Origin of the sequence: Pseudoalteromonas sp. MMG007, assembly GCF_018100985.1 — a bacterium.
In the GTDB taxonomy this organism is placed as follows: domain Bacteria; phylum Pseudomonadota; class Gammaproteobacteria; order Enterobacterales; family Alteromonadaceae; genus Pseudoalteromonas.
In genome coordinates this window covers 1-13445 of the sequence record NZ_JAGJEI010000001.1, presented here as the reverse complement: position 1 = coordinate 13445, position 13445 = coordinate 1, and the positions used below count along the sequence as shown (strand labels likewise).

Annotated in this window: 12 protein-coding genes; 3 read left to right on the top strand and 9 right to left on the bottom strand. The window is 40.0% G+C overall.

Annotated elements, in window-relative coordinates; genetic code table 11:
- Positions 1-22: 22 nt before the first annotated feature.
- From mutL to cutA, 8 genes are all read right to left on the bottom strand, one after another.
- A complete protein-coding gene (gene mutL / locus J8L71_RS00060; protein WP_210998722.1) occupies positions 23-1867 on the bottom strand; it encodes a DNA mismatch repair endonuclease MutL in 1845 nt (614 codons plus the stop codon).
- Positions 1868-1898: 31 nt separating this feature from the next.
- The gene (locus tag J8L71_RS00055; RefSeq protein ID WP_210998721.1) at positions 1899-3242 is read right to left on the bottom strand and encodes an N-acetylmuramoyl-L-alanine amidase; all 1344 of its coding nucleotides are present in this window, start codon (positions 3240-3242) and stop codon (positions 1899-1901) included.
- A 54-nt stretch (positions 3243-3296) separates the two neighbouring features.
- Positions 3297-3761 (bottom strand): tRNA (adenosine(37)-N6)-threonylcarbamoyltransferase complex ATPase subunit type 1 TsaE, encoded by a 465-nt coding sequence (tsaE, locus tag J8L71_RS00050; RefSeq protein ID WP_210998720.1) that lies wholly within the window; start codon positions 3759-3761, stop codon positions 3297-3299.
- Positions 3762-3887: 126 nt separating this feature from the next.
- Positions 3888-5228, bottom strand: coding sequence for an acetyl-CoA carboxylase biotin carboxylase subunit (accC, locus tag J8L71_RS00045; protein WP_210998719.1), 1341 nt, complete (start codon positions 5226-5228; stop codon positions 3888-3890).
- A gap of 26 nt (positions 5229-5254) precedes the next feature.
- The gene (gene accB / locus J8L71_RS00040) at positions 5255-5719 is read right to left on the bottom strand and encodes an acetyl-CoA carboxylase biotin carboxyl carrier protein (protein WP_210998718.1); all 465 of its coding nucleotides are present in this window, start codon (positions 5717-5719) and stop codon (positions 5255-5257) included.
- A 38-nt stretch (positions 5720-5757) separates the two neighbouring features.
- Positions 5758-6210, bottom strand: a complete 453-nt coding sequence (aroQ, locus tag J8L71_RS00035; RefSeq protein ID WP_210998717.1) for a type II 3-dehydroquinate dehydratase — start codon at positions 6208-6210, stop codon at positions 5758-5760.
- Positions 6211-6438: 228 nt separating this feature from the next.
- Entirely contained in the window at positions 6439-8277 is a 1839-nt protein-coding gene (locus J8L71_RS00030) for a protein-disulfide reductase DsbD (RefSeq protein ID WP_210998716.1), read from the bottom strand.
- Positions 8277-8597, bottom strand: coding sequence for a divalent-cation tolerance protein CutA (gene cutA / locus J8L71_RS00025; protein ID WP_210998715.1), 321 nt, complete (start codon positions 8595-8597; stop codon positions 8277-8279). Before cutA ends, J8L71_RS00030 begins: the two co-directional genes overlap by 1 nt.
- A 178-nt stretch (positions 8598-8775) precedes the next feature.
- Between cutA and J8L71_RS00020 the strand changes: the two genes are divergently transcribed.
- From J8L71_RS00020 to groL, 3 genes are all read left to right on the top strand, one after another.
- A complete protein-coding gene (locus J8L71_RS00020; RefSeq protein ID WP_210998714.1) occupies positions 8776-9252 on the top strand; it encodes an FxsA family protein in 477 nt (158 codons plus the stop codon).
- Positions 9253-9360: 108 nt separating this feature from the next.
- Positions 9361-9648 (top strand): co-chaperone GroES, encoded by a 288-nt coding sequence (locus J8L71_RS00015; RefSeq protein WP_089348829.1) that lies wholly within the window; start codon positions 9361-9363, stop codon positions 9646-9648.
- A gap of 48 nt (positions 9649-9696) precedes the next feature.
- Positions 9697-11346, top strand: a complete 1650-nt coding sequence (gene groL, locus J8L71_RS00010) for a chaperonin GroEL (RefSeq protein WP_210998713.1) — start codon at positions 9697-9699, stop codon at positions 11344-11346.
- A 756-nt stretch (positions 11347-12102) separates the two neighbouring features.
- Here groL and J8L71_RS00005 read toward each other — a convergent pair.
- Positions 12103-13445: polysaccharide lyase 6 family protein (locus J8L71_RS00005; RefSeq protein ID WP_210998712.1), on the bottom strand; the 1343-nt coding region annotated here is incomplete at its 5' end.

Here is a 13445-nt window from a genome sequence, read left to right as displayed (position 1 = left end):
TAAATTACTCAACACGAACACCTTAGTTTAATTGCGTTAAATAGCTATTTAGCTCTATTTTAACTGCTTTCTCTTGCAAACGTTCAATTGTTTGCGGATTATTTTGTAAGCGAATTTGTTGCTCTAAAAATACATTACTTGAATAAAAGCGAGTAGGTACACACGCTAACTGCCATTCAAGCCAACTTTCAATATTTTCAAACTCTAACTTACATGCATTCAGTAAATGTTCTATTGCATTAGATACATCGAGTAAATACAAACAAGCAGGTAACTTTTTAACCATAACGAATTGTTTTTCTATAACAAGTTCAAAGCCAAGTAAGGTAAACCATGATTGTTGCGCTGCTATTATTACGCAATCTTCTTTTGATAAATTGACTCTTACTGGTAATAAAAGCGCTTTACCTTCAAGGCTCCCTAACTCTTTTATTTGGTTATGCCAATCATCAGGCAATGCATATTTAAAGTGCGAGCAATAAAGTTGCTGCTGTAAACTGAATACGCATAAGCCTTCGGTTACACTTAATATTGCAACTTCGTTTAGCTTTGCGGGCTGTTCATTACTAAAAGTATTGCTCGCAGTGCTTGTAACATTGTCAAAATGCGCCGCATGTTGCTCACTTACACCTTGATAAAACGCATTTACGTCGTGATGATTAGTCGCTTCATTGCTACGATAAGCATTACCGCTCCCACCACTTGAAGAACGTGAGGTAGAGCCGCCACCAAAGCCTGAGTTAGATGGCTGTAATTGCGATTTGGGGTAATCAAAAACACCTGCCGACTGTGTTATTTCATTACCTGTATACAAAGACTCAGAACCAGCTGTTATAGCCTGTTGCGCATTGTCTATTGATTCACTAACAAACTCACCTTGTAAAGGTACTACAACTTGTTTAATAGCCTGTAAAATAAAGTCATGTACTAAGCGACCTTGATGAAAACGCACTTCGTGCTTTGCAGGATGTACGTTTACATCAACCTGGCGAGGACCTATATCAATATAAATAACAAAACCAGGTAACTCTTGTGCACCGCTCACTTCTTCAAATGCTTGGCGTATAGCATGCAATATAAGCTTATCGCGCATCATTCGATTATTTACATACGTGTACTGCGTTGTATTAGCTGAGCCGACAGGTAAAACCCAGCCATGCAATTGCAAACCGCCCTCACCCGATTGAATATGTAAACCTTGTTCTGCAAATGCTTTACCAGCTACTTGCGCCACGCGAGTAATAGCTTGAGCAGGGTCTGTTTTAGCGCGATATTGCCTTACAACCTTTTGATTGTGAGTTAGCGTTATAGAAACATCAAAGCGACTAAGTGCAATACGTTTTATAAGCTCATCAATATGAGTAAATTCGGTTTTTTCGGTGCGTAAAAATTTACGCCGTGCAGGGGTATTAAAAAATAAATCTTTAACTTCTATTGTAGTTCCATCGGGGTGGGCAACAGGTTTAACTTGCACCGCCATATCGCGCCCTTCTGCAAATGCTTGCCACGCAGCTTCTTGTTCCTTCGGTTTTGAACTAAGCGTTAAACGCGATACAGAGCTTATGGATGCCAGCGCCTCACCTCTAAAACCTAATGAACAAATATTCTCTAAATCATCAAGCGATTTTAATTTGCTCGTCGCATGGCGAGAAAGCGCAAGTGTTAGCTCATCTTTACCTATACCCGAGCCGTTATCACGAATACGAATAAGCTTATGGCCGCCACGTTCAATGTCTATTTGAATACGCGTAGCGCCCGCATCTAAGCTATTTTCTACTAACTCTTTTACTACCGACGCGGGGCGCTCTACCACTTCGCCTGCGGCAATTTGGTTGGCTAAACGCGCGGGTAATATTTCAATACTCATGAACGTCCTAACAAATATTTTTACTGAGGATTTAACTTTGCGGTATATCGAGTTCTTGACCAATAAACAGCGTGTTTGAGCTAAGCTTATTAGCCTGTTTTAATTTACTAACTGTTACCCCATAACGACTTGCAAGCATACTCAAAGACTCACCAGGGCGGACTTTATGCTTAGTAGGATATTGCGATTTAAGTTTTGCAAATAACGAGTCATCAGGCGGGTTTTTTAAATAATAATTTTTAATAGACGTAAATATCGCTTTAGCTAAGCGCTCTTGATGATTAGCACTTTTAAGCAGGCGCTCCTCTCTCGGGTTAGATATAAACCCTGTCTCAACCAAAATAGAAGGAATATCTGGCGACTTTAAAACAGCAAGGCTTGCATGTTGAGGATCTTTTTTATGCAGTTTAGCCACTTTTTTAAGCTCTTTAACTACCTCGTCGGCCACACTTAGACCGGTCTTCATTGAGTGATCCATCGACATATCAAGCAATGCTTGCGCTAAGTATTTTTCGTTAGCAGCATCTTTAATTACATCTGCAGCTCCCCCTAAAAGCTCAGAGTGTTTTTCTTTATCTTCTATCCATTTACCTATCTCAGAGTTAGCTCTACGTAACGACAATACCCACACAGAAGCGCCATTAGGACCTGGGCTTGTAAATGCGTCAGCATGAATAGAAACAAAAAAGTCCGCCTTTTTTTGACGAGCACGATTAGTGCGAGTATTAAGTTTTACAAAGTAGTCACCACTTCGCACCATACGCGAAATCATTCCCCGCTCGCCATCTATCATGCGCTCTAAGCGCTTAGCAATTTGTAAAGTAATCGTTTTTTCATATGTACCTGATGGACCAATAGAGCCTGGATCTTCACCACCATGCCCCGCATCAATAGCAATAACAATATCGCGCTCTTGGCTTAGCTGACGGTTTTTAGCTGCTGTTTGCGCAGGAGACGCGACGGTTTGCTTTTGAGCTTTATTGTATAAATCGACCACTAATCTATTTTTATAAGGGCCTGCGGGTGCTAGTGCGAAAATAACCGGTTTAACAGGAGAGCTTAATTCGAACACTAACCTAACACTTTTCTTATTTTTAGGTTTAGAGTAGCGAAGTTTACTAACTATTTGATGCTTTGACGGTATACCGGGTAATATTTTCAGCTCGTTAGTATTGTCTAAATCAACAACTAAACGGCTCGGATTTTTAAGCATAAAATAGCTAAAATCTGGCTTTTCATCTAAATCAAATACAACGCGAGTGCTATCTGGTGATGGCCAAACTCGGGCACTGTTAATCGTATTTTGCGCCCACAGTGGCAAGCTCACAGCAAATACCATAAGGGTAAAAAGAAATTTAGTTATACCTCGAGTCATTTTAATAACCACTGCCTTAACTATTTTTTATTATAAGAGCTAGCTTTATGTATCTTAGCTATTTAGTTTTTCGACAATTGCTACACCGCGCTCACTTGCACTATTAATAACAATTTTTCGCTCATCGCCTACATAGCTTAGAGTAATATCTAAATCAGGCACAGGAATAAATTCACCACCTTTTTCGGGCCATTCAACTACGCATATAGCATCAGCAGAAAAATAATCTCGTATTCCCATGTATTCAAGCTCTTCAGGGTCACCTAAACGATACAAGTCAAAGTGATAAACGTTAGCTCGCTCAAGTTCGTAAGGTTCTACCAGTGTATATGTTGGGCTTTTCACCTTACCTGTATGGCCAAAACCTTGCACCACACCTCGCGTAAATGTTGTTTTACCAGCACCTAAATCACCATGTAAATATATAACCGCACCTTGCTCTACAATAGCAGCAACCTGATTACCCATTGCTACTGTGGCTATTTCATCATTTAAGTGAGATTGGAAACTACGCGTCATTACTACCTCAAAAATTTACTTAAAAGCGCATGTTTGCTAATCATACCAGAATATTTATTTAAGGCGATAAATTGCCGTTTTAGGCATAAAAAAACCGGCCTAAGCCGGTTTTTAAAAACAGGGAAATTATAACCCTAATTTCTTCTCAAGATAGTGGATATTCGTTCCACCATTTTGGAAATGCTCATCTGCAAGAATACGTTTATGCAAAGGAGTATTCGTTTTAATGCCGTCAATCACTAGCTCGTTAAGTGCATTACGCGCACGTGCTATAGCAACATCACGGTTTTCGCCGTAAGTGATTAACTTACCAACCATTGAATCGTAATGTGGTGGTACTGTGTAGTCAGCGTAAATATGGCTGTCCCAACGAATACCTAAACCACCCGCTGGGTGAAAACGTGTAATTTTACCCGGTGAAGGAATAAACGTTTCAGGATCCTCAGCATTAATACGACACTCAACAGCATGTCCGCGAATAACCACGTCATCTTGAGTGAAAGATAATGGCTGACCCGCAGCAATTTTTAACTGTTCTTTAACCAAGTCAATACCAGTAACCATCTCAGTTACAGGATGCTCTACTTGAATACGTGTATTCATTTCAATGAAGTAAAACTCGCCGTTTTCGTATAAAAACTCAAACGTACCTGCACCACGGTACCCAATTTCGATACACGCTCGAGTACAGCGTTCACCAATAAATTTACGCGTTTCAGCAGTAATGCCTGGCGCCGGTGCTTCTTCAACTACTTTTTGGTGACGACGTTGCATAGAACAATCGCGCTCACCTAAATGCACAGCATTACCTTGACCATCTGCAAGTACTTGAACTTCGATATGACGTGGATTTTCAAGGAATTTTTCCATGTAAACCATACCATTACCAAAGAACTGCTTAGCTTCTTGTTGAGTCAATGAAATTGAATCAATCAGTTCAGCTTCGCTGCGTACTACACGCATACCACGGCCACCACCGCCACCAGCGGCTTTAATAATTACTGGATAACCGATACGCTTAGCGATTTGCATATTGCGTTCTTTATCGTCTGACACTGGGCCATCAGAACCCGGTACACACGGAACACCTGCTTTACGCATTGCTGCAATTGCAGACACTTTATCGCCCATCAAGCGGATTGTATCGCCTTTAGGACCAATAAATACAAAGCCACTTTGCTCAACTTGGTCGGCAAAATCAGCATTTTCAGCAAGGAAACCATAACCTGGGTGAATCGCTACTGCGTCTGTTATTTCTGCCGCTGCAATAATGCGCGGAATATCTAAATAACTTTCAGTTGCTGATGGTTTACCAATACAGATGGTTTCATCTGCAAGCAATACATGCTTAAGATCGCGATCTGCCGTTGAATGCACAGCAACCGTTTTGATCCCAAGCTCTTTGCAGGCGCGCAATATACGAAGTGCAATTTCACCTCGGTTTGCAATGACTACTTTATCTAACATTAGAGTTGGCCTTTTAGGTTGCGCTATTATTCAATGATGAATAGAGGTTGATCAAATTCTATTGGCTCGCCATTTTCAGCTAGGATAGCTTTTATAGTACCGGCTTTATCCGCTTCAATTTGGTTCATCATCTTCATAGCTTCGATAATACAAAGCGTGTCACCCACTTTAACTTGTGAGCCCACTTCTACATATGCTGGTGCTTCTGGAGATGCAGCAGAGTAAAAAGAACCAACCATAGGTGATTTAACTTGATGACCCGTAGGTGCTGCTGGAGCTGCGTCAGCTTCAACTGCAACAGGAGCCGCTGCGGCAACTGGTGTTGCAGGCGCTGGAGCATACTGCTGTGGAGCAAATTGTGCGTAACCTGGGCCCGCGCTCATGTTGTTACGGTTAATACGTACTGACTCTTCACCTTCAGTGATTTCTAGCTCAGCAATACCCGATTCTTCTACTAATTCGATAAGTTTTTTTATCTTGCGAATATCCATTTTACGACCCGCCTGTTAGTTTGTGTGTTAATTTAAAATTAAATTGCGTTTTGCAATCGGCCCACTGCACAGTTTAGTGCCGCGTGGTAACCCATTGCGCCTAATCCACATATCACGCCTTGCGCCACATCAGAAAAATAAGAATGGTGACGAAACGCTTCACGTGCGTGCACATTGCTTAAATGCACTTCAAAAAACGGTATATCAACACTTAGCAATGCATCACGTAATGCGACGCTTGTATGCGTAAATGCAGCAGGGTTAATTATTATATAATCAACCGCTTGCCAAGCACTGTGTATGCGTTCAATGAGCGCTTGCTCGCTATTACTTTGAAAATGCGTTAACTCAACATCCAGACTATCAGCGGCACTTGTTAGTTCGCTCATAATTTCACTTAGCGTTTGAAAACCGTATTTATCCGGTTCACGTTTGCCCAGCATGTTTAAATTTGGACCATTAACAACTAAAATGTTAAATTTTGCAGCCATAATACGCGATATATCCTATAAGTAATGAGTTAAGCGGTTACTAACGATTTTTTACTATAACATCTGTATAAAAAACCAAGATAGCAACAATTTCTCACGTTAACCAACTATTATAGTGAGTTCGATGTAAATAGCAGCAAAATACTGGTCTAATCTCTATGATGGGAACAAATTTTTGGGAGGGAAATAGTAAGCCGCTCGGTTTATACAAGCGGCTTAATTGCACTATTATTGTGCGCTGGCGCGCACTGCAGCTAAGTGAGTAGCAAAATCATCAGCATTTAAAAAGCCAGTAACTCGTTGTGTACTTAACTCTTCGCCTTGGGCATTAAAAAACAAAATGCTGGGTAAACCAAACACAGTGTACTCTTCCATCAACTCAATTGTGCTGTTATCGCTACTGGTTAGATCAACCTGAATGAGCTGAAAGTGGTTAAACTCACTTTGCACTTTTGCATCGGGAAATGTGTAATGCTCAAACTCTTTACACGCCACACACCAGTCGGCGTATAAGTCGACCATAACCATTCGGCCTTCATCGCTAGCTTGCGCTACAGCTTCTTTTAGCTCAGCTAAATCGGCTACCTTTTTAAACTCATTAGTTTGAGTGTTGAAATGAATAGTTTGATTTTGCTGCGGCCAAATATAGTTTTTAGTGAGTGTAAACCCAGTTAAAACAAGCAAAATGGCACTAAACCATAATGCTGTTTTTAATTTACTCTGCACCTGAGCGCTTTGCCAATAATGCAAATACAACGCGGTTGCTAAAGCAAGTAGACCAGCCATGAGTAAAATAATATCAGCGTCTACTATGCGCTCTAATAAAATAAGTGGTACTACAAGCATTATAAAACCAAACAAGGTTTTAACTTGCTCCATCCAGCCGCCAGCTTTTGGGAGTAACTTTCCGCCAGATGTACCTAATAACAATAACGGCAAACCCATACCAAGGCTTAATACATAAAGCGTTAAACCACCAACTAGGTAATCACCGCTTTGCGCTACAAATAATAAAGCTGCCGACAATGGCGCTGTAGTACAAGGAGATGCAATAAGCCCCGACAAAACCCCCATAAAAAATACGCCAACGTAATTGCCGCCTTTTTGGTTGTTACTTACCTGAGTTAACTTGCTCATCATGCTGCTTGGTAGTTTTATTTCGTACCAGCCAAACATCGACATAGCTAATAAGACAAACAATAAACTAAAGCTAATAAGTACAAACGGATGTTGTAAGTACCCTTGAACTTGCCCACCTAAAGCTGCAACAACAAGCCCAAGCGCTGCATAGGTAACGGCCATACCCTGTATATACACAAACGATAATGCAAATGCTTTTTTAGTTGAAAGATTTTGTTGCCCTGCAATTAAACTCGACAAAATAGGAAACATAGGAAAAACGCACGGTGTAAATGCAAGTCCCACACCCACTACAAAAAATATTAATAAATTAGTAATTAGACCCTGACTTGCTAATTGCTCAGTTAACGAAAGCTCTTTTTCAGGCTCACTAGAATTTACTTGTTTAGACTTTGTAGGTTTTTCGTTAAGTGCCGCAAACGTACTTTGTGCTGTAGCTACGTCATCATTTGAATTAGCTTGATTAACAGTGTTAGGCTCTTCGGCATTAATCACACTAAGCGGAATACTTATTACTTCTGGCGGGTAACAGAGCCCTGCTTTAGCACAGCCTTGGTAACGTACCTTAACCATAGCCCCTTCAGTAATATCACTCAGTTTGCTGACAACACTTACAGCATTAAAAAATACTTCAGTTTTACCAAAAAACTCATCTTCAATAATTTCGCCACTGCCAGAGTCGCCTACTTGAATGTTGGCTCCCTTGGCTACTATTTCTATTTTCTTTTTATATAGGTAGTAGCCTGGTGCAATATCCCAACCAACAAATAATGTACTTCCTTGCTGATCAAAATCAAATACAAAGGCTTGCTCTACCGGTAAAAATGTTTGCTGAGGCGGCCCAAGCAAATCACCAAGTAGGTTATTATTCTCCGCTTTTACAGGAAGCGTTAATAACGTTACCAGCAATAAAAAGAAAAAACGCATTAATTCAACACCTCGTCCATCCAATTAAAATACGCCAAATTACCAGTTGACACTTCTACAACCTGAATCTCTGGCACTTCATAACTATGCAGCTCTTTTATAGTTAAAAAAACATCGTTCATTTTATCTAGTTTGGTTTTGATCAGTAACTTTGTTTCGGTTGCCTCGGCAATTTCACCTTCCCACATATATATTGAACTAATGTTTGGTATGATATTCACACATGCGGCTAACTTTTTTTCTACCAACGCTTTTGCCAATGCGCGAGCTTCTGGCTCATCTTTGCAGGTTGTAAAAATCAGTTTAAATTGCGTATTCATAATGAACCTTTACTTATTTGACGTTGTTTAACCTCATAGTATCCGATAGCAAGTTCAATGTGTAGGCGCTAAAACATCTACAAAGTAACGATACGTAACCAGTAACCTTGAAAATAGACCCCCTCACCCTCACTTATATTTCATCAACTCTTTTGAGTGTCATTATTTAGAGAGCGTTATGTTTAGATTTTTATTTGTGCTGTTTATCATCATTCCTATTATTGAAATTGCACTACTTATACAAGTAAGTGATGTAATAGGTGGATTTGCGACCATTGCGTTGGTTGTTATTACCGCGATTTTAGGTGCTAAAATGGTGAAGCAACAAGGCATGGGTGCACTGCAAAATGTGCAGACACAAATGGCACAAGGGCAAATGCCAGCCAAAGAGTTATTTACCGGAATTTGCGTGGTAATTGCAGGTGTATTACTTTTAACGCCTGGCATTATGACTGATGTATTTGGCTTACTGTTATTAACCCCTGCAATTCGTAATAAATTAGCTGCAGGCCTTGCTAGCCAAGCAACGGTTAGAATGAGTGCGGGTATGCAGCAAGGTCCATCTCCATTCGCTGGGCAGCAACAAACAAAGCAAGAACAGCCACAAATGGAACAACCAACAACTATTGATGGAGAATATGAAAGAAAAGATTAAAAATTTATCGTTTTTTCTCTTGGAATTTTTTACTCCACCCCCATTAATGATTGCAAATTAGAAAAGCTTTTTTCTGTACTGTTCAGAAACTGTTAGGAGAACTAAAAAATGAACATTCGTCCTTTACAAGATCGCGTAATCGTTAAGCGTCTAGAAGAAGAAACCAAGTCTGCTGGCGGTATTGTATTAACTGGCTCTGCAGCTGAAAAATCAACTCGCGGAGAAGTTATTGCCGTTGGTAATGGTCGCGTTCTAGAAAACGGTGACGTTAGAGCTTTAGAAGTAAAAGCCGGTGACACAGTGTTATTTGGCTCATATGTTGAAAAAACTGAAAAGATCGAAGGTCAAGAGTACCTGATCATGCGTGAAGACAACATTTTAGGCATTGTAGGCTAACCCTACTTTTCGTTTAACAAACATTTAAGAATTTAGAGGAATTTAAACATGGCAGCAAAAGAAGTACTTTTTGCAGGTGACGCACGCGCTAAAATGCTAACTGGCGTAAACATCCTAGCAAACGCAGTTAAAGTTACATTAGGTCCTAAAGGCCGTAACGTTGTACTAGACAAATCATTTGGCTCACCAGTAATCACTAAAGATGGTGTATCTGTAGCAAAAGAGATCGAACTTGAAGACAAGTTTGAAAACATGGGTGCACAAATGGTGAAAGAAGTTGCATCTAAAGCAAATGATGCAGCGGGCGATGGTACAACTACCGCAACAGTACTTGCACAGTCTATTGTTAATGAAGGCCTTAAAGCAGTTGCAGCGGGTATGAACCCAATGGATCTTAAGCGCGGTATTGATAAAGCAATTATCGCAGCTGTTGCTGAGCTTAAAGAACTTTCAGTTCCTTGTGCAGATACTAAAGCAATTGCACAGGTAGGTACTATTTCAGCAAACTCTGATAAAGAAATTGGTGAAATCATTGCAGATGCAATGGAAAAAGTAGGCCGTAATACAGGTGTTATCACTGTTGAAGAAGGTCAATCACTTGAAAACGAACTAGATGTTGTTGAAGGCATGCAGTTTGACCGTGGTTACCTATCGCCTTACTTTATCAACAACGCTGAAAAAGGCGCCGTTGAATTAGACAACCCGTTCATTCTACTTGTAGACAAAAAAGTATCTAACATTCGTGAGTTACTACCTACATTAGAAGCAGTTGCTAAAGCAAGCAAGCCACTACTCATTATTGCTGAGGACCTTGAAGGTGAAGCGCTAGCTACACTAGTTGTGAATAACATGCGTGGTATTGTTAAAGTATCAGCAGTTAAAGCGCCTGGTTTTGGCGATCGTCGTAAAGCAATGCTACAAGACATCGCAGTATTAACTGGCGGTACCGTTATTTCTGAAGAGATTGGTCTTGAACTTGAAAAAGCTACAATCGAAGATTTAGGTACTGCTAAACGCGTAGTTATCACTAAAGATGATACAACTATCATTGATGGCGCAGGTGAAGAAGACGGCATTAACGGCCGTGTTGCACAAATTAAAGCGCAAATTGAAGAAGCAACGTCTGACTACGATAAAGAAAAACTACAAGAGCGTATGGCTAAACTTGCCGGCGGTGTTGCAGTAATCAAAGTAGGCGCAGCAACTGAAATTGAAATGAAAGAGAAAAAAGACCGTGTTGAAGATGCATTACATGCAACTCGCGCAGCGGTTGAAGAAGGCGTAGTACCTGGTGGCGGTGTTGCATTAGTACGTGCTGCAAGTAAGCTTGTAGAACTACTTGGTGATAACGAAGATCAAAACCACGGTATTAAAGTTGCACTTCGTGCGATGGAAGCACCACTTCGCCAAATCGTAACTAACGCAGGTGACGAAGCGTCTGTTGTAATCAACGCAGTTAAAGGCGGTGAAGGTAACTACGGTTACAATGCCGCTTCTGGTGAATACAGCGACATGCTTGAGATGGGTATCCTAGATCCAACTAAAGTAACGCGCTCTGCACTACAATTTGCAGGTTCGATTGCGGGTCTGATGATCACAACTGAAGCAATGGTAGCTGAAATTCCTAAAGAAGAAGCAGCTGGTGCCCCTGATATGGGTGGCATGGGCGGAATGGGTGGCATGGGCGGAATGATGTGATAAACATCACCGCTTAAGCACCTTGCTTATATAAAAACCCAGCTTTTGCTGGGTTTTTGCTTTTTAGCAGCCTTCAATTCTATGTGTTGCAATTTATGCCAATTCGCAATAAGACTTAACCTGAACTCTGCTTAAAAAACTTGTTAATACGTTGAATTAATGTGATATTTAAATTTATTTTTTCTAGCCAGAGATTTTTAATGAGAACGAAGCGAATTTACCCGTCAATAGCTGGCCTATAATGCGGTTAGCGCTGAAAGTAGCGGCTCAAGATAGATTTACTATCCACAGTTCGGGTTACTTAACCAATTTTGGGGGTTCAATATAACGTGAACAGAATTAAAAGCTTCTGATATACGGATGCATGGATGTAGGTGGTAGTGCAATGCAAGAGCAATTAGTAATAACAACTAAGTAACGAAGTTTTTGCCTTATTATCGACACGATTTTCTCACCTAAAATAGATCTCTTAATTAAGCGAATTGGTATTAAGCGTATTCGAAGAACTAATTACCGTAACAAAATACTTTCGCTCCCCCCAATATATATTGGAGCACACACAGTGCTATTTATTATATTCGTATGCTTACCTTTTAATTCGCTTCGTTAGCGAGTTAAACAGCCAAGCGTAATCACATAGGAGATTTTATAAAATGATAGCTTTTAATATATATTTTTCACTAAAAAAGCCGATTACTTGCAAAGGCAATCGGCTTAATTAAAGCGCAGTATAAATCGTGCGTTACACGCTAACTGTTATTGTGCTTTTGTGCCAACATCATTTGGTGTTAATGGCGTTGGAACAGACACTGAAGGCGAAGTCGTTAATACTTTCAATTGAGCACTCGTTAATATAGTGCCTCCATTTACCACGGCAGACCCTGTTGCATAGGCAGTATTATTAGAAAAAATATTTGTATCGCTAGCAGCACTATTATTGAACAGTAATCCTTCGCTACCAATTACAACATTGCCAATAATCGAGATATCCGTTGGTTTATTTTTATACTTGCTGTCTTCACGGCCAATATAAATACCACCACCAATACTATTCACAATTGTATTGTTAGTAATAGTGACATCAGTAGGGGTTTGGTGGTTATCACCATTTGAACTGTCAGATGTATCACCATTATCAACTAATAGAGGTAGTCTCCAGCTTGTACCAGATAAACCTTCCATGTAGTTATCATAAATACTATGGCCTGCACCATAGACACGAATACCACCCGTTTGATAGTTATCATCACTTATAGTATCGCTTGCACCAGTTCCGTAAAAATAGTTTCCGTATACTTCATTACTATGTCCTAGACGCAGTGATAATGATCCCATAGAGTTTTTAAAGGTATTATAACGAAACGTATTTTCTGACGTTTTAATGGTTAAAATTTCATTTTCACCATCACAGTTTTCAAACAAGTTATATTCAACCACGTTATTTGTCACAATATCCTGAGATGAAGAGATCCCCATTACTATTGCTTCACGATCTGAATCACCCGCTGGAACACCATCGATAAGATAAGGAGCAATGTTGTTAAAATAGTTATGATGGATATGTGCATTCTTTGTCATTTGTCCATCGTCATACTGTAGCTTAATGTAGCTACCAGTGTTTTTTTCACCATCAACAACGCTGATATTTTTATCATGGAATTCATTGTAGCCAATCTCTATATATTGACTTGACTGGGTGATCACTAAAGAACTTTGCCCTTCTGTTACATCTAAGTGGTCAAAGTAATTACGTAAGATTTTAATATTGGTCGAATTTTCAATTTTAACTAAGGTACTTACATCATTTGATGGGCCAAAAAGGAACCCTTGTAGCGTAATATTATTTGAATTATTAATAGTCGCATTTTCTAATTTAAGGGCTCCAATGGATTCTGCACGAATTAAAACTGGACTATCGAAACTAATATTTTTAATTGAAATTTCACCACTGTTTGTAATGATAATTTCATCACCTCCTGCAGCCTCTGCTAACGTATCATTAAGATCATCCGCACTTGTATAATAAGTAGTCCCTGTTACAGGCGTTGGCTCTACTGGTGTTGGCTCTACTGGAGCAGGCTCTACTGGAGCAGGCTCTA